At 43.7% G+C, this 24982-nt stretch carries 20 protein-coding genes, 1 pseudogene and 2 CRISPR repeat arrays; of the genes and pseudogenes, 6 read left to right on the top strand and 15 right to left on the bottom strand.

The genetic code is table 11. The features are described 5' to 3' along the window. The 4 genes and pseudogenes from P5683_RS06290 to P5683_RS06275 form a co-directional block, all read right to left on the bottom strand. A pseudogene (locus P5683_RS06290) lies at positions 1-286 on the bottom strand (hypothetical protein); the annotation flags it as partial. 21 nt (positions 287-307) lie between these two features. Continuing rightward, positions 308-1750, bottom strand: coding sequence for a glutamate--tRNA ligase (gltX, locus tag P5683_RS06285; protein WP_006669925.1), 1443 nt, complete (start codon positions 1748-1750; stop codon positions 308-310). Between the two features lie 273 nt (positions 1751-2023). Further along, positions 2024-2443 (bottom strand): DUF4359 domain-containing protein, encoded by a 420-nt coding sequence (locus P5683_RS06280; RefSeq protein WP_006620503.1) that lies wholly within the window; start codon positions 2441-2443, stop codon positions 2024-2026. A 132-nt stretch (positions 2444-2575) separates the two neighbouring features. After that, entirely contained in the window at positions 2576-3181 is a 606-nt protein-coding gene (locus P5683_RS06275; protein ID WP_006620502.1) for an HNH endonuclease, read from the bottom strand. Positions 3182-3857: 676 nt separating this feature from the next. Between P5683_RS06275 and P5683_RS06270 the strand changes: the two genes are divergently transcribed. The 3 genes from P5683_RS06270 (at position 3858) to P5683_RS06260 (ending at position 6658) form a co-directional block, all read left to right on the top strand. Then, on the top strand, positions 3858-5108 hold the full coding sequence (locus tag P5683_RS06270; RefSeq protein ID WP_315639532.1) for a hypothetical protein: 1251 nt from the start codon (positions 3858-3860) through the stop codon (positions 5106-5108). Between the two features lie 80 nt (positions 5109-5188). Then, positions 5189-5971, top strand: a complete 783-nt coding sequence (locus P5683_RS06265; protein ID WP_315639531.1) for a hypothetical protein — start codon at positions 5189-5191, stop codon at positions 5969-5971. Positions 5972-6031: 60 nt separating this feature from the next. After that, positions 6032-6658, top strand: a complete 627-nt coding sequence (locus tag P5683_RS06260; RefSeq protein ID WP_006620499.1) for a pentapeptide repeat-containing protein — start codon at positions 6032-6034, stop codon at positions 6656-6658. Positions 6659-6855: 197 nt separating this feature from the next. Beyond that, positions 6856-7615: a CRISPR direct-repeat array (repeat unit 35 nt; unit sequence GTTTCCATACGTTTAACTTTCAAAGAAGTTTAAAG). Between the two features lie 202 nt (positions 7616-7817). Here P5683_RS06260 and cas1 read toward each other — a convergent pair. Further along, positions 7818-9809, bottom strand: coding sequence for a CRISPR-associated endonuclease Cas1 (cas1, locus tag P5683_RS06255; RefSeq protein WP_235720249.1), 1992 nt, complete (start codon positions 9807-9809; stop codon positions 7818-7820). A gap of 197 nt (positions 9810-10006) precedes the next feature. On the opposite strand from cas1, the gene P5683_RS06250 reads away from it, so the two are divergent. The 3 genes from P5683_RS06250 to P5683_RS06240 all read left to right on the top strand — a co-directional run bounded on the left by P5683_RS06250 (position 10007) and on the right by P5683_RS06240 (position 12098). Beyond that, the gene (locus tag P5683_RS06250; RefSeq protein ID WP_315639530.1) at positions 10007-10903 is read left to right on the top strand and encodes a CRISPR-associated endonuclease Cas1; all 897 of its coding nucleotides are present in this window, start codon (positions 10007-10009) and stop codon (positions 10901-10903) included. Further along, a complete protein-coding gene (gene cas2 / locus P5683_RS06245) occupies positions 10900-11214 on the top strand; it encodes a CRISPR-associated endonuclease Cas2 (protein WP_006669918.1) in 315 nt (104 codons plus the stop codon). The genes P5683_RS06250 and cas2 overlap by 4 nt, the downstream gene beginning before the upstream one ends. A 656-nt stretch (positions 11215-11870) precedes the next feature. Next, complete coding sequence (locus tag P5683_RS06240) at positions 11871-12098, top strand: hypothetical protein (RefSeq protein WP_187758428.1); 228 nt, start codon at positions 11871-11873, stop codon at positions 12096-12098. Between the two features lie 71 nt (positions 12099-12169). Then, positions 12170-12577: direct repeats of the CRISPR family, unit length 35 nt; unit sequence GTTTCCATACGTTTAACTTTCAGAGAAGTTTAAAG. A gap of 193 nt (positions 12578-12770) precedes the next feature. Here the strand turns inward: P5683_RS06240 and P5683_RS06235 are convergent. The 10 genes from P5683_RS06235 to ltrA all read right to left on the bottom strand — a co-directional run. After that, positions 12771-14600 carry a hypothetical protein gene (locus tag P5683_RS06235; protein ID WP_315639529.1) on the bottom strand — a complete coding sequence of 610 codons (1830 nt, stop codon included), beginning with the start codon at positions 14598-14600 and terminating at the stop codon, positions 12771-12773. A gap of 79 nt (positions 14601-14679) precedes the next feature. Beyond that, a complete protein-coding gene (locus P5683_RS06230) occupies positions 14680-14814 on the bottom strand; it encodes a hypothetical protein (protein ID WP_006620493.1) in 135 nt (44 codons plus the stop codon). Positions 14815-14849: 35 nt separating this feature from the next. Further along, entirely contained in the window at positions 14850-15494 is a 645-nt protein-coding gene (locus P5683_RS06225) for a restriction endonuclease subunit R (RefSeq protein WP_315639528.1), read from the bottom strand. A gap of 61 nt (positions 15495-15555) precedes the next feature. Next, complete coding sequence (locus tag P5683_RS06220; protein WP_006669915.1) at positions 15556-17520, bottom strand: RAMP superfamily CRISPR-associated protein; 1965 nt, start codon at positions 17518-17520, stop codon at positions 15556-15558. A gap of 4 nt (positions 17521-17524) precedes the next feature. Further along, on the bottom strand, positions 17525-17920 hold the full coding sequence (locus P5683_RS06215; RefSeq protein WP_187758431.1) for a hypothetical protein: 396 nt from the start codon (positions 17918-17920) through the stop codon (positions 17525-17527). Positions 17921-17935: 15 nt separating this feature from the next. After that, positions 17936-18724, bottom strand: a complete 789-nt coding sequence (cmr4, locus tag P5683_RS06210; protein ID WP_008049612.1) for a type III-B CRISPR module RAMP protein Cmr4 — start codon at positions 18722-18724, stop codon at positions 17936-17938. Between the two features lie 109 nt (positions 18725-18833). Beyond that, positions 18834-19058, bottom strand: a complete 225-nt coding sequence (locus P5683_RS06205; protein ID WP_006669913.1) for an RAMP superfamily CRISPR-associated protein — start codon at positions 19056-19058, stop codon at positions 18834-18836. Then, the gene (locus tag P5683_RS06200) at positions 19055-20218 is read right to left on the bottom strand and encodes a type III-B CRISPR module-associated Cmr3 family protein (RefSeq protein ID WP_008049613.1); all 1164 of its coding nucleotides are present in this window, start codon (positions 20216-20218) and stop codon (positions 19055-19057) included. The genes P5683_RS06205 and P5683_RS06200 overlap by 4 nt, the downstream gene beginning before the upstream one ends. Continuing rightward, entirely contained in the window at positions 20219-23176 is a 2958-nt protein-coding gene (locus P5683_RS06195) for a type III-B CRISPR-associated protein Cas10/Cmr2 (protein WP_315639527.1), read from the bottom strand. Positions 23177-23377: 201 nt separating this feature from the next. Next, on the bottom strand, positions 23378-24982 hold a 1605-nt coding region (gene ltrA / locus P5683_RS06190), incomplete at its 5' end, for a group II intron reverse transcriptase/maturase (RefSeq protein WP_315642380.1).

The raw sequence follows: 24982 nt of genomic DNA, 5'->3' as shown, positions 1-24982 counted from the left end.
CAGCCACAGGTTCTGGTTTCGGTTCGGCTTTGGGTTCTGGTTTTGGTTCTGGTTTTGGTTCTGGGGGTTTAGCAGCCACAGGTTCTGGTTTCGGTTCGGCTTTGGGTTCTGGTTTTGGTTCTGGTTTGGGTTCTGGGGTTTTAGCAGCAGGTTTAGCCTCAACCACAGGTTCGTGATCTTTGGGAGTAGAGGATTTAGCTGGAGTAGTATCTGCTTTAGTAGCAGACTTTTTATCCTCAATGGGAGTTTTATCGTCTTGTGGTTTGGATTTAGAGCTATCCGCCATAGCATTCAGCCTCAATAACAATTAACGATCTAATATGTTTTGCAAGCGAGTTAGATCAGTTCCTCGCTGATGAAGAAGCAGCCAGGACTCAACTAAATCCGGGCCATGAACAGCCCCAGTGAGAGCTGCTCTGAGCGATCGCATGATCAGCCCTTTTTTAAGTTTCGTCTCTTTGGTAACAGCTTTGATCATATCCTTGACGGTATCTGCTGTCAGTGTAGGCTCAGATTCGAGTTTATCCTTGATAGCTGCCAAGACGGTTTGGGCTCCCTCTTGTTGCAACTGCTGCTGGGCTTCTTCATCTAAACTGACACTGGAGGGAAAGAACATCGCGGCCATATCTACTGCATCTTTGAGACGGGTAAGACTAGGACCAATGAGGGTTGTTAACTGTTCCAACCAAAGGCGATCGCTCTGTGGGTCGAAGTCATAACCCGCCTCTTTCCAATAGGGAATCAACATATCTGTTAATTCCGACACTGGCAGATTATGGATATACTGACCATTCAACCAATCGAGCTTATCCCAGTCAAATTTTGCCCCCGCCTTATTGACCCTATCAAAACCAAAGTTTTTCGCCGCCTGTTCTAGGGTAAAGATTTCCTGAGTAGAATCAGTGGGAGTCCAACCCAATAGTGTCATATAATTAGCCAAAGCGGGGGCTGTGTAACCCAAATTTTGGAAATCTGAGATAGAAGTCACCCCGTCCCGCTTAGATAGTTTACGGCCATCAGGATTCAAAATCAAAGGAGTGTGGGCGAATTCTGGAACCGTTCCCCCCAAGGCTTCGTAGAGTAGTATCTGTTTGGCAGTATTAGCGATATGGTCTTCACCGCGAATTACATGGGTGATCTGCATATCAATATCATCGACCACCACCGCCAAATTATAGAGAGGCTGACCGATCGCATTGCTACTGGAAGCCCTAGCAATGACCATATCTCCCCCCAAGTCGGAGCCTTTCCAGACTACCGAACCCCTGACCAAATCATTCCATCTAATTTCTCGGTTGTCGTCTATTTTAAAGCGAATCACGGCACTGCGGCCTTCAGCTTCCAAAGCCGCCCTTTGTGCTGCGGTTAGGTCGCGGTGGCGGTTATCATAGCGAGGAGCTTGATTTTTAGCTTTTTGAGCCGATCGCATTTCCTCAAGTTCTTCCGGAGTACAATAGCAACGGTAAGCCAAACCCGCATCTAGGAGTTTACAGATAGCTTTCCGGTACAAGTCCAGGCGCTCGGACTGAAAAAACGGCCCTTTATCCCAATTTAGACCCAACCAGGTTAGTCCATCTAAAATATTTTGGGTAAATTCAGGACGCGATCGCTCTTGATCTGTATCTTCAATGCGTAGTATAAACTCACCGCCCTGATTTCGGGCGAAAAGCCAGTTAAATACAGCGGTTCTGGCTGTACCAATGTGTAGATTACCTGTAGGGCTAGGAGCCAAACGAACTCTGACAGTCATAATTTCTGGGTTGCCTTTGTATCTTGATCGCGCCAACGGCTGGCTAATTGTCAATGTTGGCTTTTGTCCACTCAACAAACCACAATCGCCATCTCAACATTGTATCTTTTTTTGTAACTGTCCATACCACCGAAAGCGATCGCAAACCCATTCTACCCTCAACCAACATTGGCTGAGGGTCCAGCAGTCTTGTCCTGTTTCCGGGGGCTGACCTAGCACCCGGCCTTATGGGAGGGCGCTTTTTCGCTCAGAATACAATTGGGCTGCTTCCGATTATTCTACGGAATTTTCCGGCAGTTTTTCCGCTGAAAATGTGATAAAATTACCAAACAGAGCCAGAGTTCTATAGCGATTATTCAACAATTCCGAGGTATAAATGCTAAAAATCATCGCATTTTTTCGGTGAGTAGAATTGTCAATAAAAGCCCTAATTGTACCACGTTGAGAAGTTACCAAAGTATTGCAGGTGTCTACAATAATATTAGAAAAACCTCGGAGAATAGCCGGAACTTCCGCCTCATTACATAGGTTGTTTTTCGCTTCTTGGGATAACTTCACCGAGGCATATTCGAGATAGTCTTGGCGACTGGGGTTAGTTAAAGCCATTGTTCCCGCCAAAATGGCCAGAAAGATAGCCATTTTACTGATATGCCCACCAGCATGGCTTGATTCCATCCGATTAACTTTCATCATTTTAAATAATCACCTCTAACAGCATTTTATCGAGAAAAATAGATCATCATACTAGGTTAAGTTTCATTAACCCGGACTAGGGCTGATCAGAGTTAAAATTGTTAGACAAACAAGTAGGGATCGAGAGAGATGTTACCATCTCCCCCTCCCATTCAAAACCGTACTTGAGACTTTCACCTCATACGGCTCTAGTGGTGCTTCCACATCCAGATAATTGGCATAGACACGAAAAACTTCCTGATGTGACGCACGCGCAGACTGCTCCATTGTTAAGAATGCAGCGTTGACGTTGTCAAGTGCCGTCTTATCATCGCGGGTGTGGCGGTGCAATAGTTGAAGATTCTTGTATTCATCCTTTCCGCCGTGGCTTCGAGGTACAATGTGGTCTACTTCAACTAAATCTGATGGGGTAAAGTATTGCCCACACCAGGCGCATAGGCATTTTTGCTTTTTGAGTAGTTTTGCTACCCTGTTTGGCGTATCAATTGCTTGACTTTTTCTGGTTGCCCAGTAAGTCCAGTTTCCGTCATAAAGTGTTGCTTCAGGGCGTATCAGGGTATGTCTGACAATCGGAGTGTAGCTATGCTTCCATAGTCTATGTCCATCCTTGGTACAGAATAACCAAGTTTCATGCCTTTCTCTACCATCGCTGAGTTTAACCGTTTCCGGTCTACAATAGTTACTCAGTTCTTTACGATTTGCCTTTCCGCATCTTGAGACTGTCCATGCCCGTAACATTTGCCAGATTATATGGTCTAACTTATTGAAGGTCTCAGATGAGACGACCCCTGAATAGTAATTTGAGTTATGGTCGAACAGGAAGTCACCTTCCCGAACTCCACTTCAAAACCGTGCTTGCGAGTTTCCCAGCACACGGCTCCTGATATGGACACCCTTTTTCGTAGGAACAGAGTTACTACCCCCTGCTTTCGTACTTCGACTTTTGGAGCTGTATACAACCACGTAGTCTTTAAACTCGCTCTCGTCATAATACTCTTAATCGCCGCAGTATCTATGTCCATACCGTGACTAGTGGGCATATCCTAACCATTACAGTTAGGCATTGGCTTTCAGTCATATCCTACTCCCTCCAAGGGGTAGGGGTCGAAAGGGAAGTCACCCTCCCCAACTCCCATTCAAAACCGTACTTGAGACTTTCACCTCATACGGCTCCTGATGTGGACACCCCTTTGTCATGGGAACAGGGTTACGCCCCCCTGCTTTGTATATAACCTTGAGAAAAAAATAGAATAGACCTGTTGACAAAGCCCCAAATTGTGTTAAAGCGAAGATAAGTTCATAAGGACAACCGAATAACTGGTTAAACCTGTAAGTTTTGGCACTTTCTTTTTGGCCCGGACTTGAGTTCAAACCGAACTCAGCCCAGGGCTGCAAAAGCCAACAGGAAAAACCAATGAACTACCGCAATTCTGACCTTCCGAAAGCAAATCAACAGACTTCCAGCCCCAAAAAACCAACAGTAGAAGACTTGATCCTGTACATTCAGGAAAGCGGCAAGTATGCTGAGTTAGTAGAGAAAGCGAAAAACCCTAGCCCAAGCCAGAAGAAGCCTAAAAAACTCCGAAACCTGATTAAGCAACTCCAGGGATTAGTCATTGCTAACCCCAAAGACTTTCGGGGTCGGGCTATTGTCTCCAATAACTTAGAAAAAGATAGCGAACGCACGGCTTGTTTAGTGACCATTAGCGGTGTGATTAATGTGGCAACTAGCTTTCCACTGCTGTACTATGCTTTCAGAGACTTAGGTGTTCTAGGAGTTCCGGTCACGCTACTGGTCAATGGTTTGCTTCTCAAATACACGAACGGTGCAGCTACCGCCGTTTCTGCTCGAAAACCCTATGGTCGTTCTTGGTCAAATTGGGCGATCGCAGGCATGATATCCATTAATACAATTCTATCACTAATCGCCGCAGTGGGAACCGAACTCTTACTCAACCCATCCGGTTTAACTCAACTCAAAGCCCAAGAATTATCCGCAGAAACAATCAACCAGAAAATCAACCAGGTAGAAAGCCTCAAACAACTAGACAGCCCTCAATACAAAGACGCTTTAACCCGATGCGAACAAGGGGACAAAGAACTCAACCAAATGCTTAAAGACCACCCCCGCAGACAATCCCTATTCGTGCAACTGCACGGAACCTGGGAACAACAGAACACCAACTGGGCAACAGTACCCCTGGAAGAATTACCCCTCTGTCCGAAAGCTTCTCGACTCGGTCAACAAGCTCACCAAAACTATGAAACCGCCAAACAGGAACTGGAAGAAAGCCTCGCTCTCCGGGTGAAGATGGGGAACGACTTGGCATTCCTCCAACAACACAAGCCCCAAGTCTACCAGGAACATTTTACCCCCGACGGTGAACTCCGCTCCGGTATCGAAGCCACTCGGCTGGCTATCATCAACTTTCGCAGCAAATTAATTCAGGGAGATTGGTCTAGCTTAGGCTTTCACCTGTTCTCCCTGTTAGTCTCCATCATCACCAGTGGGCCCGCTTGCGGGATGACTATCGCCCTCAGTCTTCGCAAAGATACTCGCCAATCCTTTAGTGAAACGGTTGAACTGCAACGAAACATCTGGCTAGAAAGCCGACGCCAAGAACTACGAGAACTGATGAACTCAGAAGCAGAATTCAACGATTAAACCCCTGGCATTCAAGGCGTTTTTCCCTAACCTCTGTCCCTCAATTCACCTCACTTCAAAAAATAGCTGGAGATTTAACCATGAACAGACAAGACTCCATTTCCTCGAACGGTTCCTCGCAGTTCAACACGAATAAAGTATCCCCCTTACATTCCGTTTCAGTTCTGGCCGAAAATCCTCAAAATTCCTCCTATAAAATGCGGCTACTCAGCTTATGGATAGATGAAATGAAAAAAACCGGAAGAATTGATTACCCAGAATTAGTTCAATACCTCAATCAAGTCTACGAGGTCGAAAATACACAAGATGGACAGTTATTAATGACCCAACATTGTGAGGGTTTAGTCGAGAATTTAAAAGCAGCACAAGCTGATATTCGCCAATCCGCTCAAATCATTCAGTTAACGCTCAATCAGTTGAATGATGGGATGAATCATGAGAGTTTAACCCCAGACAAACAACAAGAATTAAGAGGGCAGATTCGGGAAAAAACCCAGCAATTTCTACAAGGAGTAGAATACCTAATCGATATTACTCAATACTATGTCTATGAACCTTCATCCTTTTGGCTGAAATGGATACGCCGCACAGAAGATAGTCAAGCAGAAACCCTTCGCAAATGGATAAATGATCTTAATTATATCCGCCAGTACATCGCTCAACAAGTCCAAATCGGAGGACTCCCTGGGGAATTTCCAGACCATCATCTCAACAGCCCAAATCTCCGAAGACTCCACAAATACTTGGAAAATGCACCAGGTTTAGGGGATTTGTTAGGGAACTTTGTTCAACAGGCTTTGCAGCATAAAATCGCCGGGGGAACTCGGTTTCAAATGCCTAAGCCCTTTCACAAAGACTCGTAAATAATCAGACAATTTCAGTAAAAATCAATTCTAAACAGACTCAAAAAGGAGGATAAAACCATGACTCAATCGCCAAAATTCGTAAATAACGGTGAAGCCATTTCCACTCAAAAGTTTAAAGCAGAATATGCGGAAGGGCGGCGAGATTTCAGTTATACCAACTTGACCCAAATTAACTTGCAGGGGATGAGTTTGTGTGAAATAGACTTGCATTGTGCTGTACTTTACAAAGCTAACTTAGAGGGAGTTAACCTTTTTAAAGCTAATTTGACGGGAGCGAATTGTGCGAATGCTAACTTGAGTTGCGCCAATTTAAGTTTAACCTGTCTTGAAAATGCGAACTTTGCGGGGGGGCGGCTGTCTCAGGCAGATTTGCACGGAGCCAGCGCTTTGGGATGCAATTTCTACAAGGCAGATTTGCTGGGCGCGAACTTGAGTCAAGCTGATTTAGAACGGGCGAATTTAAGTTATGCTAATCTCAGGGATGCGGATTTGAGTTGGGCGAATCTCAGTGGTACAAATTTAGCACAGACGAACTTACAAAATACCAATTTGAGTTGGGCAGATTTGGATATTGCTAACCCGGAACACGCTCAGTTCAAGTTCACGACTCTAACAGGAGTTCGTCTGCCCTGGGGAGTCTATATTGTTAGTCATAAAAAGGCGAGAAAGGAAGAACATTATTAACTTTTCAATCGGTAAAAGCTCAAATTGAAAAACATGACTTTTTACAAAAGCTGGTTCCTCAAGCTGAATATTAAGTGGTTTACAACCCATTTTAAAATAGCAGCACTTTGACTTCTAAGCCGGTATCAAGTATGGAAAGAAACTGAATTTATTTTAATAATATACCCTCTACTTGGGGGGTATTTTTTTTAGTTATTTGCTCTATAGGTTGAATTTTCAAATCAGCAAAAAAATTAGGCCTCATCCTTTTAGGGGGAGGTTGGTGGGGGTTCCATAGGTTGAACTTTCAAAGAAGTTGAAAATATATTTCTCCCCAAAGTTGGGGGGCTAGGGGGGCAGCTAATTTAAGTTTCCATACGTTTAACTTTCAAAGAAGTTTAAAGTATCCGGCAAGAAGCCAACAATAACATGGAGAAATCCCTGTTTCCATACGTTTAACTTTCAAAGAAGTTTAAAGACAATCAATTCCATCCTAATTCGGATGGAACAACTGTTTCCATACGTTTAACTTTCAAAGAAGTTTAAAGTGCTGACAAAGGCAAAGAGCCGGTCTGTCAGGTCTGGTTTCCATACGTTTAACTTTCAAAGAAGTTTAAAGAAGTGTGATTCCTGTGGGGTAGAATACCCCGAACAGTTTCCATACGTTTAACTTTCAAAGAAGTTTAAAGGTTTCCTTTAAATCCAAGACTATGGCATTTCTGATGGTAAGTTTCCATACGTTTAACTTTCAAAGAAGTTTAAAGGGAGGTATTGAACAGAACAAGACCCTGATCTGGAATGTTTCCATACGTTTAACTTTCAAAGAAGTTTAAAGAGCAGTAGCTAGTGTAGACAATGTTGATAAAGCTCCAATGTTTCCATACGTTTAACTTTCAAAGAAGTTTAAAGATCATCCCCTCCAACTAGTAGTTGTAGAGTGATTGTTTCCATACGTTTAACTTTCAAAGAAGTTTAAAGACTGCTGAGTTGAAACCCTTGCTATTACTGGAGTGTAACATTCCATTTCCGGGGGGGTCAAGCAAGCACCAAAATAATTGAGACATATTTGCAATAAAATACTCTCCAGAATCCCTCAAACTCAGAGAGAGAAGGCTTTCCGGGGGGGTTAACGAAACAATGCAGGTTTGAGCAGTTGTCGAACCCCTCCGGAAACTCTAGTTTACCACTTTTCCAGTTTCATAGGCCGATAAACTTCCCGCTCTCCCATCAAGCAAGAAATATACTCCCAAACCTGCAACTCCAAACACCGATAGTAGCTAACCTTGTAACCCGTATGAGGATGAGTCGTTTTCAAAGAAAGCTTATCCTGCCAATGCTTCAGATATTTTTTGAGAGCATCGGAATAAAGATAAACCCCACCTCGTTCGTCACTTGGGGTAAAATCTTCCGGGGTAAAAATTCCCGAATTTACCAGATAGATAACGAGCGAATCCACCACCGGGGCGCGAAACTCCTCAATCAAATCTGACACCAACGCCGGATGGTTGCTACGAGGAACATGAAGATTGCCGTAATGGGGATGTAAACCCACCGCCAGAATTAACGAGTGAATATTTTGATGGAGTAAAGTATAACCCAGACTCAACAAACTATTCACTGGATCAGTTGGAGGGCGACGAGTACGGTGTTCAAAGGTGAACGGAGGTTGTACCAATGCCCCCAAAGCCTGAAAATAGATGCGAGTTCCGAAGCCTTCGTAACCCAATAGAGATTCGAGCAACTCCACCTCAGCAATTTTCTCTTGCCAGACTCCCAATTCTTCAATCGCCTCAATCACTTGAGAAATTTGGCGATCGCGGTTGAGACGACGCAGTAAAATCCGACAGTTGTGCAGTTTTCCGGCAACAATCACTTTAGCCTGACGCAGCACAAAGGTTTCATCTTCAGCACAATGGACTTGTCGGCTGAGGTAGTCTACCCGTGTCATCCCATCGGTTTGCAAGCGACCAAAGTAACGACCCTGATAAGACAAGAACAAAATGGGAATGCGACGACGCAAAGCCAAACCAATCGCACCGTGCGACAAATTACAACAGCCAAAGAGGATAATATAGTCTACGACATTGACGGGAATAGACACTTTCAGATCATTGCCGAGCAAGACCTGAAATTGCTGATGTTTCACCTTGACATAAGCACCCTGATCCGTGACATAAAGTGTTGTCATACCTTCCCTCCAAGAATCCAGAAAATTTCGAGTTGATAAAGACTTGCGGGTTGGGGTAACAATCGAGCAAGCAATGGGAGGACGAGACGCTACAGAAACCGCTTTCTTGTTGTGATTTCGTCGGGGTTGCTTGTACTCTGGGGTAATAATTTCTCCAGCTTGAAAGCCATAACCAAGAAAGACAAACTCCTCACCCGGGGCAAAAATGTGAGTTTTCTCTGGTTGCAGGGTTAGATAAATATCTGATAGCCAATCTTCGATTAAATTCAAAAAGCGTGTTGCTTCTAATAGGCTTCTCGCGACAATGACAAAATCATCTCCATAACGGGTAAGAGAGGCACCCGCATTTAAACAGCGTCGGTCAAATTCACTCAAATACAAATTCGCCAAAGCGCCCGACAAAATGCCACCTTGTAAAACCCCACGACCTGACAGGATAGGCATTCCCCCGACAACAATACCCGCCTCCAACTGTCCTTTGATATAACGCACCACCGTTTGATCGACTGACAGTTCCTCCAACTGAGACAGCAGCAATGTTCGACAAAGGCTATCAAAAAACTGTGAAATATCCGCTTTGACTGTCCATGTTTGGGAGGAATACACCTCGGCAACCCGTTCGATCGCGTGTTTCACTCGGACTCCTGGACGGTAAGCAAAAGAGCAGTCTTGAAACGTTTCTTCTAAGGCTGGATAAAGCGATCGCAACAGCAAGCGTTGGACAATGCGATCGCGTACAGTTGGAATTCCAATAAGCCGATGACCACCACTTTTTTTCGCCCGATAAAACCCCAAAGCGGGTAAAGGATGATAGATATCTTGCTGAAGCTGGTGGGCGAGTCGTTTGAGTTCTTCGTCTAGAAAATGAGCAAATAATTCGACAGAGATCCCATCAATCCCGGCTGTTTTGCTGCGAGTGCGGACTTGATACCATGCAGCCAACAAAGCATCTCCCATTGGAAGTTGAGAATCGAAAAAAACCACATTCTTTGAGTTGAACAACAACAGTATCCAGTTAATCAAACGGATTTTTGTGTTCGCACTTGAGTTGTTTTTTTACAACTTCTATCGGAACGCCTATCCCAACACAGAAAAATCTTCTGAATTTTTGTTAAATCTCAGGTTCGATCGCCAAATCGGTTTCGGTTCAATACAGTCATGGAACTTCGGAGAAAGCCAACATGACTGCGATTTACCTCACCGAACCGCAATCCTATTTGGAAGCGGATCTGCGAGACTTTGCGATCGTTTACAATGATCGGATTCAATCTCGCCACTCCATCGACACCACCCAACAGATCATCGCTTTTGAAGGCTGTACGCTGGGGCGGAGTGCGATCGCGGCGATCTATCGTTACCGCATCCGGCTCAGTTTTATCCGCGATAACGGTCATATCACCGCTCAAATTACCCCCCAGGAAACACCGTTCTATACAGTCCTACAACAAGAGCGCAATAGCGATCGCAACTTCCGCATCGCTTTCATTCATTCACTTTTACGGGGACGGTGGTACAACGCCACTAAAGTTCTACAAAGCTTAGGATACTCTGGCATTCGAGAATGTCTCGAACAGCAACTTGAGGTTCTGCCCGGTTTGAATAGTTGGCTTGCCTTACAAACCTGGCAAGTTCAAGTGTTCCAGCGTTATCAAAAAGCCCTTGGCTCTGTTCTGGTTTCTGTCAAAGATTTTGAGCCAACTTTAGAACTGGCTTATGCTTTGCTGTCCCGTGAACTGTATGTTTTACTGCTATCGTCGGGCTGTTGTGCGGAAGTTGGAACACTGCACCTTCACTGTCAGAACCATTTGCCTTTACCCTGTGACTTGATGGAACCGTTTCGCCCGGTTGTGGAAGCGTGGGTTTTTGAAAAAGCGCCCAAGTTTAGCGATCGCGGAGGGTTGAGTCAGTCCCATCGTGCCACCTTTGTTCAAAACTGGGAATCTTTGATGGCAACCCAGATTTTTCATGCTTATGCAGGTCAAGTGAGTTTGCGGAGTGCGTTAGCGTGGCAAGTCGAGGAATATGTTCGCGCTATTACTGAAACTCTTGAATACCGTCCTTTCTTGTTAAAATCGTGACTTTTTACCTCATTTGCTACGACATCGTTGAGGATCGCCGCCGGACTAAAGTCTCGTCTCTGTTGGAGGCTTACGGCATCAGGGTTCAAAAATCAGTTTTTGAGGCTGTTCTTACCCCTCCACAATTCAAAAAGTTGGAGCAACGGTTAAAAAAACTCATCAACTCTGACTGCGATCAATTGCGCTTTTATCCTCTTTTGGCTAAGTGTCGGACTCAGGTGATTATTCTGGGTATTCAACCTAACTTTGCTGTTGACGATGCAGCTATCTTTAATGTCGTGATCCGACTCCCGTCACAATCAAAGATTTGACGGAGAGATGAATCACGACCAAGACAAAACCGACCAAAAGGAGACATTAAAGAGAGCCTCAAGGTGGTAAAATCATGGTGGCAATGCGCCCAGATGCGCCTAGTGAGCCAGGATTGGTTCTTCTCGCCAGATAACTCGTATCACCAAAAAAAAATACCTGATAGCAGGGGGGTCGAATGTTGTGAGCCAGCGCGTTGGGAGGGTTTCCCGACTTGAAGCGACTGGCGAACCCGTAAGGGTGAATGAGATGACGATAAATATAAATGAGTATTTTGTAGCCTGCTGCCGGGCAGTCAGTGGGTGTAAAACAGATGCTTGTGGAGGGGAATCTGGACGGGGTTTTAGGACTTATATGACCTAGAACTAGACAAACCCGATGAAGCAAGAATCTCCCACTACAACGCAAAGCCTTTAGTGGTGAGAGTGTCAATGTTAAGCGATGGTTTGCACGGGGTAAACGTTACCGTCGTCCAACTCCCACTGACCTGCGACATTTGGCCCTGATGGATTTGCTTTGGGAACGATGGGACGAGCTACCGACCGAATTCAAGGAGCGGTTCAACTGCACAAACAGTTAACTTTGTCAAGGGTAGCCTGCCCTGTTTTGTGCAAATTCTTGGGCTTATCGTGGGGTCAAAGCGTAAGGAGAACGAGCAATGACAGCTTTTGAGAGATTGCATCCCTGGTGTTTGGTGCGATCGGCAAACGCCTCAGAACGAGAATCTGTTACTAATAATCAGTGTTTGGTTGTGGGTCGTTTTCGTTCACAAAATGATGCAGTTAATCATCAGCGCATTTTACAAAAGCTTGTTCCTCAAGCTGAATATCAAGTGGTTTACCACCCATTTGAGAACAGCAACGCTTTGACTTCTAAGCAAGTCTAACGTATGGAAAGAAACTGAATTTAGTTATAACAATATACCCTCAAATTTGGGGGTATTTTTTTAAAGTTATTTGCTCTATAGGTTGAACTTTCAAATTAGCAAAAAAATTAGGCTTCCTCCTTTTAGGGGGAGGTTGGTGGGGGTTCCATAGGTTGAACTTTCAAAGAAGTTTAAAGAAAGTAACCCCCCAAATTACCCCCAACCAGGAGACGGCAGAAGGTTAATGTTTCCATACGTTTAACTTTCAGAGAAGTTTAAAGATCGCCCCTTTACTATGTTAGATGGGACTCTACTGTTTCCATACGTTTAACTTTCAGAGAAGTTTAAAGGGTGATGGGAGGCGCGATAAGAGGGAGGAAGGAAAAAACTAGTTTCCATACGTTTAACTTTCAGAGAAGTTTAAAGCAGGTGGTATTTTACCAAGTATAGAAGTAGCAGATAATGGTTTCCATACGTTTAACTTTCAGAGAAGTTTAAAGGCTACCGAGTTTAAACCCTTGCCCTGACTGTACTCTAGCACTCAAATTTGTGGGGGTCAAGCAAGCACCCAAATTATTGAGACATATTTGCAATAATAGGGTATAAATAATCGCTCAAACTCCGACAGAGAAAGCATTCCGGGGGGGTCAACGAAAGAATCAGGGTTTCAGCGATTCTTCAACCCCCACAAGATTATTGATCGTGATCCAAAATTTGCCCAACCCATTCCTTAATTTCCGAGTAAAGATAATAGGGTTCAATCGGATCGCGCGTTTCCTGATTCACCTCTAGATAATCTTGTACATTTGGAAAGCCAGAAAGTGAAACCAACTCAACGAAACAGCAATAAATTTGACTCATTTGTGGTATAATTTCTGTGTGCAAACAAGAAACACGAACAGTCTTTTCAATCTTCCAATTTCCCGGATTTTCCAAGTCCTCAGAGTGCAAGTTTTCCATCCGTTGTTTAGAGATTCCCTTTGCTCCATGAATCAAGAAATTGCGCTGTTCTGCCCAATAGTCAAGACTTTTTAGAGATGCGATCAGCCCCTCCAAAGTCTCCGAACTCCCCTTTTTAATTAGAATTAATGCCTTAACAAAATTGCGTTTGCTCAAGCGTCCTTGTAGTTTATAATTGCTTTGCTTTTGATTTTGATAAATTTTGGGAAAGGAAGTGTTCGTTTTCTTCTCAATCTTCAGAAAAGTTTCCCCCAGTTGAGTTCCTCGAATTTCATCCAACTTTAAAACCCAATCATTTTCATTTCTAGTCTTATCAAAATAAGAGATAGCCTCTAATTTTTCAAAAGTTTGATGTAAAATCTCCTCATAAAAAGCACTCATACTTCCTAAAAAATCAGCAATGCGCTCCAGTTTCCAAAAGAGACAACATTGAGTATAAAGATTCAGAACAGGTTCATAATTTTTACACAATCGAAAGGGATTTTGTTCACCATTCAAAATGAACCCTTGCTCATTTTTACACAAAACCTCCAATATATCTAATCCGCTATCAGCTTGCTTATCAGCCTCGTAACTATCTAAATTCAGATAAGCAATAGACATTTTTAAAGCTTTTACCGCCACCGTCAAACGATGACGACTCTCAGAGATTTCTGTAATCCCAGACCGCTCCAAAGTTTCTAACGTTTCTAACCATTTAGTTAAAATTTCTCGCGCCCCGTCAAAATCCCAACGCGCCAATAGTTTCTTAACTGTTTGATATTTTTGAACCCGTTGATAGCGCCAGTAAGATACCCGACGACAACTCGATGCTTCTCCCTGCAAAAGCTTTTGAATCGAAAGTTGAGGTTCGAGGTAAATTTGATTGGCAATATCAGAAGAAATCGCTTGAACCCGCAGGGCTGTTTGCATTTGGGGCGTACCCCCCTTAACACTAATCAAGATCCCCTCACTCGGATCTAAACCTTTAAAAAAGTTGTAATATTCTCCTAATAAACCATCTTGGTCAATCGGAGAAATCATTTTAGGAATTACCACTTTATGCAGATTAATTTGATTGTTCAATTCACGGTCAAACCAAAGCTGTAAAATCTCAAAAAGATAAACCGTATCGGAATCAGCCCCTTTATTTTTCTCACCGTTCTCCTCTAAAAATTGGTCGGTCACAAAAATATAAATATCTCGAACAGAAGCTTCAACAGCCTCTTTAACCACGCCCCAAAGACGACCCGGACGAATGCAGTCGTGCAACTCCTGGGGAGTCTCTATATATTTTCCCAGTAAGCACTGTGTCAACTCTCGAAAAGTGTTAACTTTCCACGTCTGGTAATACTGTTCTTTAAGCAATTGATAGCGGTTTTGCCAAATCAATAATTCTCCTGTACTCAATTGGCTTTCAGCTTCCTTCAGATTAGGTTCATTGCGATCAAAACCGACGGGAAGGAAATAATTTTGTTCTAAATCTTCATCACTTACAGAGGTTTCTCGTTGAATCTTTTTCAGGGGTTGATAGAACTTCAAAGCCAGGTCAGAAGTACCAATATTAGCAATCAGAATCGTCATCCTTTCCATCCTCCGTTATTATTAACAGTTTAACCACCGATACCAATTTGCACAAGCATTTCATGGGATTGACGAAAAATTAAACCAGTCCGCGATCGCCATCAGCACCCAAACAGGGAACCATTCCATCCTCACACTTCCACCCAACCTGACGGGTTCCCAGGGTAATAATAAGGGTATCGAGGCGATTAAATTCAACTAAAGTTGTTTTCATAAATGACAAAAATTGAGAATATCAAGATAAAAAAGTTAAGTGTCAGAAACTAGAGAAATTTGAATCAATTTCTTTAAGACTTTGAGAACATCTGACAAATTATTCTGACGATTGTTGATGCCAAACAAATCAGACGTTGCGTATTGCGGGTGTTCAGTTTGAATTAATTTCAGAAATAGAAAACTTCCCCCATTTGTGATTAATCCAAAACTGGGTTGATGAGAATTGGGATTAGCCAGCATATATGCTAAGATTTGAGCAAGTCCGGCTTCGACTGAGAGTTTAGCTTGTTTAGATTCAATAACCATCACCCAAACTTGATTTTTTAAGACTAAAGTATCTATATTTCCCTTGACAATTAATTCAGAATCCTCTGATATTGCGGATATTTCAACACTTTTTTCGGCTCTAATGTTAAATGGAGATTGATAGAAACGACCAATAAATAGTAAGGGAGAAACCACAGTTAAGTTAATCGGTTTTTCTAGTAATGGCGGTTGTTTGATTAAATTTGAATAACCTGCTTTAATTTCTTCTAGGAGTTGAACTTCCCAGTCATTGAGTTCAGGTAAATCAATTCTCCACTCCCAAAAGAAGTTATCATCCTCAATACATTCAAGCTGAAAATGAGTTTCCAACTGTTCTAAAGTAATATCCTTCGCCGCTAAAACTTGAACCATAAGATGTTCTCCCAATTATTTATACTAATTCTATCTTTGGTAGATACTGCAGAAGATTAAACTATTCTTGGAGAGGCCATATTTGCCAATAGCTATTTCTGTTTGTATTGCTTCGGAGGCGGTTTAAATATTCACGGCGGGGGTTTTCTGTTGCTCCAAAAACCGTTACAACTTGATAATCTCCTAAATCGGCAATCCAAACGGGAGAGGGCTTAACATGACCCGAAACTTGACCGCAGAGATTCCCGTCATAGTTAATATTTCCGCGTCTATCTTCTACTTTTAAATCTTGGCTATGCAAAACAGCCAAAACATAAGGTTTTTCAAAATCTTCTTTCCCTGAACAGACGATAATTCTACAATTGCTATCAACTGCTTCCGTCCACTGTTCCCGGCGTACTTGACCAATATTTCGAGGTTGACGGTAATTCATTTGATTTCTGGTAAGCTGAGATAAAGTCTGATAAAATTGCTCTAGCTTTTGCTGAAATTTTCGTTGAAAATCCCGAATATTATCAGGAAGTTCCCAAAGTTGTTCATCACTATCAATATAAAATGTTGAACCTCGATACCAGGGAGCGCGATCGCGATTGTGCCTGGAATAACACGGACGTCTGGCACCCTGACCAATTCCTCCTAAATGAAACATCATCCAAGTGAGAGATTCAAAGAGTTTGTGAATTGGTATATTTTGGTTTGTGGGCGCTTCGGGAGAATAAGATAATATTAACGTTCCGACTTGTTCGCCGCAATCATCATCTTTTCCGTTAAAGTTTGGTCGGGGTTCCCGTTGAGTAACCTTGCCATCTTGAATATCAACTCTAACCCAACCAAATGTTTTAGGATTAATCCCTCCGAATAATTGGGCTTCCCATATTTGAACGGTATCAACATCCAAAACACCTAATGAAAAAGCTCGAAACCAATAACGCAACATTGATTTAAACGCAATTGGGCGCACTTCTGCATCGGCTTGCCCTCTCATTTGCCAATCGTTTCGGCGTTCATTCCAATTCCACTGAGTAAATTTTTTTCGTCCGTGAATGAGTTGACCTTCCAAAGAAAACTCGACTCGCAAAAATTCATTGGAGGAACGACTAGAACCCGCCCGAATTAATTCCCCATAACCCGAATTAACCTGAGAACCTATTCCCGCTTGTAGCCCTGCTGTTAACCACCCTTTTACTTTCTGCAAAATCGTCCGGTCGTCACAGTGGCTTGCCAACTTTAACCCGATTAAAAAGGTGGGTTCTCTCAGAGATAAAAACGGGTTGGGATTGGGATTATATTCGAGTTCGTTATTGTTGTCCCATTTCCAAATATTGTTTGCCATATCCATCTGTAAACCCATTTGATTGGGTAATGGATAAGCATCTAGAAAGATAACTTTTCCACTGCGATGGGGTTTCTCAGCTTCCAAAGAACCAAAGTAAGGTGCTATTTTCTTCTCGGCTTCTTGCCACTCAATCTTATCCCGCTTCATTATTTCTCGAATGGCTTGAGTTCTCGCAACACCTCGCAGGGTTGAAGATGGAATATAGGGCATTCCCAAAGCATCAAAAGCGGGTAACAAAATACTTTCTGGCCCTCGATGTCCACCAACCCGAATTCGCCAGGAACACCTAACCTGAAAACAATTATCTTTTCCTGCTATTAATTTAGTTCTTTCTGTAAGTAGACCGAGACGTTTATTGTAGTTAGCTGAGTCTTCAGCCTTATGCAAAATTTGAGTTTTGGTTCCATCTTTTTGAGGATGATCCGGCGATCGCATCCACCGCAGATATTCAACAAAACTAGCATTATCATCAGGTTCGGGTTCATTCTCTGAGTCTAGCCAGGGAGAGGGCTGCGGAGGGCGATTATCCCCATTACCGCCACCATTTCTCCCCCGGTTTCCGCCACCATTTCCAGGTCTGCGAGGGGCGTTTCCGCCTCTATTGGGTCGGTTTTGTTGAGGATTCGGTCTTGGGGTCGGATTCGGTCTTGAATTTGCTTTATTGGGAGGTTTAGGACGTTCAAATACCATTAGATTATTTCTCTCCTTTAATATCGTGATAAATTGCGTTAGCCCAGAATGCAAATTCTTGAGATAATGCCAAACCTAAACCAGTCAAGCCCAGATATTCTTCTGTTCCGAGATTTTTTAGGGTTTCTAAACCCTGATCACCGATTAAATTTTGAACATCAGACATAGTTTGCAAGCATTGGAAATACTGACGAACAACATCCTTTTTTCCATCTTGACTCAAAGCTTTTTCTTCAGCTTTTAACCGCATCATACCCCAAGTGGAAAGATAGGTATAAAGTTCTACAGCTTGACTTTTTTGTTCTTTGAGACGAGTATCATTTCCATTATATTGCGATCGCAATCCAGACAAAGCATCATAAACGGGTGTTGCAATTGTGCGGGGGTCGAAAACTATCATAATTATTACTCCTGATTATGAATCTAACCACTGTTGAACAAAACCACGACCTAAACTTTCCTGACCTCCAATTTGCAAGAGTTCGTGACTCTCAATTAACTGTTTAAAATCGGATTCAGACTGTTCTGCTGTTCCGTTGGCTTTTGCCGTCAAACCCCAAGGAAAATACATCAGTGTATCGGGAGGAATAGCTTCTTCATAGCGGAAACCACCATCAACAGATTTATGTTGATCGAGTTTAATTTTAACCTGTCGCCACAGACTCATTTGAATCAAAGTTGAACAGTGTTGGTCGGGCAAAATCAAAACCCTTTCAATCATTTGAGTTTGTGTATGTTCGGGCATAAAATGCTCCCAATCACTCCAAGCCCGCAAATGATTCGGTTTGATAATGGCATCTTTTAAATAAATAGGTTTATCAGTGTCTAAATTGGTGCTGTAAGCTTCGGGAATCTCTGGTAAACTTTCCTGAAAACGTCCCCAACGCCGCAATAACATCGGAGAACTAATCCAAACAATACCGTGACTCAGAGATGGGACGGGTAGCCAAAGAAGCGAACCATCGCCGATCCAAATATCCCCCTGTTCGAGTGTAGAAGATTCTTCCAAAGTTGTCCCAAAAAGTCGATTTCTTTTGGTTGTGTCTCCCTCACTAGCGCGTATCCGACCCCGAATGCTACTGGATGGAAGATAGGGTAAATTGGTATGAGACTCACGAGCAATTCCGAGTAAGTTTCCCTCTTGAGTAGTGCCGCCCGTATGCAAGGGAGACAGTAAATAAAGGTAAGCGTAATTGTAAGTCATTAGTTTTTATCTTGATAAGAAATCCACAATAATTCTGAATAGCCAAATTGTCGCCAATGATGAACTTTGCCGCTAGTTTCTTGGTCTTTAAACAGGGTTTGCGGTTGGTTCAAGTAATACAAACTTCCGGTTTTTCCTCGTTTAACGTCTGCCAACCAATATAATCTTTCAGCCCGACACTGGCTCGCCACCCTCCGCGTATGGTACTAGAAGGCAAATAGGGCAAATCTGTATGAGTTTCCCGAGCAATACCGACAACATTTCCTTCCTGGGAAGTTCCTCCAGTATGCAAAGGTGATAAAAGGTACAAATAAACAAGATAGCTGTTATTCATCGTCGTCCCCAAAGTAATTTTCCATAATTGAGTTTGCGAAAGGTTTCCCACCAAGGTTTATCTTGAGTGATTGGGAGCAAATGACGGAAAGTTGATTGTAAACGGGTCAATTGAATAGATTTAGAATTGAATAAATACACTGTTCCAGGCGGAGCAAAAGCATATTGGGGTTGCAAGGCAAAGGATTTTTCTTCTAATTCTTCTAACCCGTTTTTTGTGCGAACCTTGCGGCGATTTTTTTTGGCAACTCCGCCCCACCACAATTGGCGATCGCCCACACACCCCAATAAGCAGTCCCGCCAAGCCTGGGGATAAAGACCATAGACCTGTTCTGCCGTTTCTGCAAGTCCAGGGGTGAGGAGGTAGGCAAACAGTCCCGGTTCGAGAACATCCGGTAATGCTTGCTTCCACAGTAAATTCAGGCAGTCTAACCCGTCAGTATCATTTTTAGTAGCTTTCAGCTTGGAAACAATAGCGCGATGTCCTTCCCCACCCAAGCGTACCACAAAAGGTTCATCCGGCAACCCTAGCAACTGCACCCTCGCAACCAAACTCCACCCCGGTTTGAGGCGTGTTGCGACTTCAGTAAAAAAGCCCTCCTCATCCTGAACCTGTCGGGTGCCGTCTTCGATGTGAGTATGGGGGAGAACCTGAATATCCCAGGGGTTATCGGTAAAATTATCAGCAGCAAAATGCGAATTTCCACACAAGTAGGCAGATAAAGCAGAAGCTTTCATCCAGGGTTTGGGTGAACCCGAAACATATTCCTCACCGTTGAGTTCAGGCGGAACCATTGGCGGTAAACTCTCTTGGGAATAACAGACTGACTCCCACGACTCCAGAGTTTCACAAGGCACCAACCGCGTGAGTCGCCGCCAACTTTCTGTTCTTTCGTTGGGCAAATCATCTTTTGTTCGCCGCTTCACCCCGATCAAATCTTTGGGAGTTGGCAACCAAAGGGTATTGTCTCCATCTAATAAAAATACCCCCAAAAATTCGGGATGGGGTTGGGCGGTAGGGGTTGCCGTTCGCAAAGCCTGAAAGACTACACTGGGCATAGGCGGAAACTGTCCTTTAGCCCGTGCGCCTTCCCCTGGACTGAAGGGCTTGGCTTCCCGAAATAGTAGAACATCTAGGGGGTCAATCTTATACCAATCCATCTAAGCCTCCTGATCCTGTCTGTGCCATTGTTGGCGTTGCTGCATTTTATCGAGCCAAAACGCCGAAAAACGCAGAATATTACTTAAGTCCTTAAGGTCAATTCCAATTGGTTTGGGAGTATCGGGGTTTTTCTCCCGGTCGATTAACCATTGAACATGGACTGATCGCGCCCAATCTTCCCAATATCTGAGCCAGAGCAACAGTTTGTCGATATTTTCTTGAACCAAGTCTTTGTCGTCTCGGCGTAAGGCGATCGCTCTGGCGGCTTGAGCAATTAAGTAAGAAGATGGGGTCAAATCCGCATGGCGGGGGAGTTCTTCGGCGAGGCGATAGAGTAGAGAACTCAAGGCTTGATGATGTTCAGTGGTGATCCAATCTCGCCAACCGGCGTATAATTCTCCTTTGATCAGAGCTTCTAGGGTGTTTCCTGAACTGTAGAGAACTCGAAAACATAGGCCGTTTTTGTTGGGAACACTCGATAAACGGAAAATTTCAGACAGGACAAATCGCATCAAAGATAGCGATCGCCATTCCGTCAGTCCCCGCAACAGATCGATGGACATCAGTAGACCACCGGATAATTCTTTAGCCCGGTCGGATTCTGCTTCCCAAAGGGCTTCCAGGGCGACTGGGAGGGGAACACTTTTATCGACGATCACGATACCCAGACTCATCGTTGCCCCGAATCCCATCGTAAACAGCGATCGGTCTGGTAAGCCTTGAAAATCATTTGTATCCGAAGTGGGTCGCCAGTAGCCGCCTTGGGATTGAAATTTCAAGTCTGGATCGCCCGCTTGGGGTTGATAGGGGTCGTCGCCCCCACACCAAGCGGCTCTCAGAGAGAGCAGATAATCGGGTAAATCTTCTAAAGGGAGTACCGTCATCACATCATCTCCGCCACTGTAGACCACGCGACCACAAAACCGCTTTTCGGTAATAAAGGGAACTAAACGGTTAGAGAAGTCTAGCAGGGCGCGGTTTAGACCAACGTGAGTGGCGGGTCCCATGCGCTTACGGGTTTTCAGCAGGGAATGTTTATCATCTCTAAAGGCTTTAATGAACTGCCGTTTTTTCTGCTCATACTGGTTTTCATCTAGGTCGGGATAGCGATCGCGATCGATGAAGATTTCGGGGTGAGTTTCTGTTAAATATTGTTGGTAAGAATGGAGTTTTTTACCGGAAACATATTGTCCCATACCGTCCCCATCCCCCAAGACGATTACCCACCAATCCGCCGGGCTACTGTCGCCAAAGCCACATTCGGAGTGAGTTAGGTCTACAATCTTTCGCAACTCGGGTCTCTGTTCTTTTTCTAATCCCATATCTTCGGCAAGCCATTTGCTAGAAAACATCACGCCGTTATAGTATCGCCCCGGTAAATTTTGGCGATTAATACAAATATCGGTTTTAGGGATGTGGAAAGGACGACCCCGAGTTTGAGCCAGAAAATCCTGATATTCTTGACTGGTTTTCCCAAATTGTTGTTTGATATTAATTTGTAATTTCTGCCAATATTGACTGAGTTTACCGTGATTTTGATCTTGTTGCAAATCTTGGTAAGCAAATCGGGCTGAAGCAATAGAACTGAGATTGGGAAAGCGAATTAATTGGCTATAGTCTATTTTTTCATTTTCTAAATTGCTAAAATCAATTCCTAAAGACTCACCCACACCACCATAAACCCAAGCCATGCGCTTCGTTAATTCTAGAGCGTTCAGCATTTCCGAGCCGTCAAATAATCCTGGATAAACTTCTGCTATTAATCCCCAAAATAATCGCATTGATTCAATAGGTAAACCGTATCCTTCCCGGAAGTTTCCAGAATATCGAAATTGAGGATGTAGGGCGCTCAGTTGTCCCGATAATGTAGAACGAACACCCGGAGAAATGGGAATTGCCCAAGTTCTAGTATTTTTAATGGCTTGAATGGCTTGACCGCATCGAGATTGAATTGACCCCCACCAAGTCCCATTATTGAGGGTTGTGTAGAGCATTTTTTCCGCCGTTGTGGGAGGGGGATTGATCACGCGAGTTTGAGCCACTTTTTCTTGTTTTTTGATCCAGTCTTCGCTCAATTGATCGTCATCATTTTTCTCAATCATTAGAGAAGTATTCGGATCACCCAACGGAACAGCCGTCCAGTAGGGTTGCCAAGTTTGGTCAATTTGAGCATTCCATAATCCCCGCCATTCCCAGCAGCTTTTCCGCTTCCAGTTTTCGAGATCATGTCGGTTTTGTTCGTCGTGACCTCCCGACTGGGAAAATTCTTCTAAGATCTTCTCAATCCGCTTATGATTTTGGGGGTTTTGCAGAAATGCGATGGTGCGATCGCGAATTCCTTGTCTAAGTTCGGGTATGGGATGATCGGGGATTCCTTCTCTAATATTTTGGGCGATCGCACTCCATTCAGACCGCAATTTTTCACACAAAGTTTCTCCGAGTTGTTGTGCGGTTTCGGAGCTTCCAACTAAGATGGTTATCGTATTGGGAAAGCCTGCGGTTGCTAGGGTGGTACTCAAACGCTCATTAAAACGAGTCAGGGGGTCTGTTCCATCGGGGCTGAGTTCTTGAAAGCTTTCTCTAAAAATTGGATAGGTTTTGAGTAAGAGTGCGTCGATGATTTCTTGTCCCCAAAGCGAGGGGGTAATCACCGCATCTACACCGTAGGTTTCAGCCACGAACCAACAGAGTTGAGCGCTTAGATAGTGTAGCAAGTATGACCCTGCCCAAAAGTCTAGAAATTTGCGGGAAGCTTTGATAAAGTCCTGAATCGGGGAAAAGGTAAACAGCAGCAAGTAAGGGTATTGAGTGACAATCCCCCGTTCATCAAAGTCTACCGCTCCGGCGATCGCTGAGACTGTGGCACGATAGCTATGAATCGGACAGTCGGGTAAAATGTAGTGTTGAGGGTCGAGTAGAGCGTCCGAATCCTGTTGTCGTCTTAGTTCCGGCATCATACGCCACAACCAATTAAATACGTTTTGGGGGTTTTGTTCCTGTTGAACCCATTGGGGAAAGGCGATTTCTCTGTTGTCTGGAGTTTGAATGGTTTGCTGTTGAGCGCTGATGGGATGTTTAATGAGTAGGGGTCGAGAGTAGAGTCGCCTCTACCCCCTCCCATGCAAAACCGTGCTTGAGACTTTCACCTCACACGGCTCCTAGTCTGATTGTTCCATTGTTAAGGATACAGCGTTGGCGTTGTCTAGTGCCGTCTTATCATCGTGACAGTGGCGGTGCAGTAGTTGAAGATTCTTATATTCATCCTTTCCACCGTGGTTTCTAGGTATAATGTGGTCTACTTCAACTAAGTCTGATGGGGTAAAGTATTGCCTACACCAGGCGCATTTGCCTTTTTGCTTTTTAAGTAGTTTAGCTACTCTTGTCGGCGTATCAATTGCTTGTCCTTTCCTGGTTGCCCAGTAAGTCCAATTTCCGTCGTATGGTGTTGCGTCAGGGCGTATTATGGTATGTCTGACAATTGGAGTCCAATTATGTTTCCATAGATGTAATCCATCCTTAGTCTTGAATAACCAAGATTCATGTCTTTCTTTCCCGTTGCTAAGTTTAACCGTTCCTTTGCGGAAGTAGTTATTTAGCTTTTCGTAGTTTGCCTTTCCGCATCTTGAAACTGTCCATGCCCGTAACATTTGCCAGACTATATAGTCTTGCTTTTTGAAGGTCTTTGTTGAGACGACCCCTGAGTAGTAGTTTGACCATCCCCTTATGATTGGATTTAGTTCGCTAATCAGGGCTGATTGGGGTGCAGTTTTAAGATGTTTTATTGCATCCTTAATCACTTCTGTGTGGGCTTTTACTGCTTTGTTGCTGGGTTTGATGTGAGTTTTGTGACCGATTGGTCGGCTTGCTGCTCCACCAGTTTTTCCAGTCTTATATTTTCCAGCAGGATATTGCCTAATATTGAATCCTAGAAAATCAAATCCGGGTTCTTCAAGTTTTCCATCATATTCAATAGGATTGAGTGTATGACAGATTCGAGTTTTTCCCGGTTTAATCTCTAACCCAATAGGTTTTAACCATTCAGAAATAGCAATCTTGCACTGTTCAATAATCTCTAGTGATGGTGATATCACTACAAAATCATCGGCATATCTTATTCCGGTGGCTTTAATTTTAACCCCTTTTACTTTTGGATACATTGTTTCAATTAACCTAGCCATCCCATCCAGTGCGATGTTGGCTAGGAGTGGACTTATAACCCCTCCTTGGGGTGTCCCTGCTTCTGTATCCTCAAATATACCGTTATCCAAGACACCCGCTTTGAGCCATGATTTCAGGTCTCTCTTCAGGCTGTTTGGACAATGAATTTTGGACAGTATGTATTCATGGTTTATTCGGTCAAAACATTTCGCTATATCTGCATCCAGTATATAATAACCTCCTTTGTTTATACTTTGAAAGATTCTGGATATTGCATCATGGGCAGACCTTCCAGGTCTGAATCCATAGCTAGTGTCTTCAAATCTCGATTCCCATTCAGGTTCGAGAGCCGATTTAACCAAGGCTTGCCTTGCTCTATCTTGGATGGTGGGTATTCCCAGAGGGCGTTTTTCATCCCTTCCAGGTTTTGGAATCCACACCCGTCGCAGTGGTTTTGCTTTGAGATTTCCTTTGATGTTCTCAACAATTTCAAACCTTTGCCTTGGTGAGCTTGCTCTCATTCCATCGACACCGGCTGTTTTCCTGCCTCGATTATCTTGAGTCACTCGCCGCACTGCTAAGAGTCGGGCATAATATGATTTCAC

The sequence above is a fragment of the Limnospira sp. PMC 1279.21 genome (genome assembly GCF_032349615.1).
Lineage (GTDB): Bacteria > Cyanobacteriota > Cyanobacteriia > Cyanobacteriales > Microcoleaceae > Limnospira > Limnospira fusiformis.
The sequence above is the reverse complement of the archived record's forward strand: the minus strand, read 5'-3'. Positions and strand labels throughout refer to the sequence as shown.

Excerpts from the sequence above, each read along its gene's own strand:
- gltX (WP_006669925.1), bottom strand. The coding sequence starts at position 1,750 with ATGACTGTCAGAGTTCGTTTGGCTCCTAGCCCTACAGGTAATCTACAC.
- P5683_RS06280 (WP_006620503.1), bottom strand. The coding sequence starts at position 2,443 with ATGATGAAAGTTAATCGGATGGAATCAAGCCATGCTGGTGGGCATATC.
- P5683_RS06275 (WP_006620502.1), bottom strand. The coding sequence starts at position 3,181 with ATGTTACGGGCATGGACAGTCTCAAGATGCGGAAAGGCAAATCGTAAA.
- P5683_RS06270 (WP_315639532.1), top strand. The coding sequence starts at position 3,858 with ATGAACTACCGCAATTCTGACCTTCCGAAAGCAAATCAACAGACTTCC.
- P5683_RS06265 (WP_315639531.1), top strand. The coding sequence starts at position 5,189 with ATGAACAGACAAGACTCCATTTCCTCGAACGGTTCCTCGCAGTTCAAC.
- P5683_RS06260 (WP_006620499.1), top strand. The coding sequence starts at position 6,032 with ATGACTCAATCGCCAAAATTCGTAAATAACGGTGAAGCCATTTCCACT.
- P5683_RS06250 (WP_315639530.1), top strand. The coding sequence starts at position 10,007 with ATGACTGCGATTTACCTCACCGAACCGCAATCCTATTTGGAAGCGGAT.
- P5683_RS06240 (WP_187758428.1), top strand. The coding sequence starts at position 11,871 with ATGACAGCTTTTGAGAGATTGCATCCCTGGTGTTTGGTGCGATCGGCA.
- P5683_RS06235 (WP_315639529.1), bottom strand. The coding sequence starts at position 14,600 with ATGACGATTCTGATTGCTAATATTGGTACTTCTGACCTGGCTTTGAAG.
- P5683_RS06230 (WP_006620493.1), bottom strand. The coding sequence starts at position 14,814 with ATGAAAACAACTTTAGTTGAATTTAATCGCCTCGATACCCTTATTATT.
- P5683_RS06225 (WP_315639528.1), bottom strand. The coding sequence starts at position 15,494 with ATGGTTCAAGTTTTAGCGGCGAAGGATATTACTTTAGAACAGTTGGAA.
- P5683_RS06220 (WP_006669915.1), bottom strand. The coding sequence starts at position 17,520 with ATGGTATTTGAACGTCCTAAACCTCCCAATAAAGCAAATTCAAGACCG.
- P5683_RS06215 (WP_187758431.1), bottom strand. The coding sequence starts at position 17,920 with ATGATAGTTTTCGACCCCCGCACAATTGCAACACCCGTTTATGATGCT.
- cmr4 (WP_008049612.1), bottom strand. The coding sequence starts at position 18,724 with ATGACTTACAATTACGCTTACCTTTATTTACTGTCTCCCTTGCATACG.
- P5683_RS06205 (WP_006669913.1), bottom strand. The coding sequence starts at position 19,058 with ATGAATAACAGCTATCTTGTTTATTTGTACCTTTTATCACCTTTGCAT.
- P5683_RS06200 (WP_008049613.1), bottom strand. The coding sequence starts at position 20,218 with ATGGATTGGTATAAGATTGACCCCCTAGATGTTCTACTATTTCGGGAA.
- P5683_RS06195 (WP_315639527.1), bottom strand. The coding sequence starts at position 23,176 with ATGATGCCGGAACTAAGACGACAACAGGATTCGGACGCTCTACTCGAC.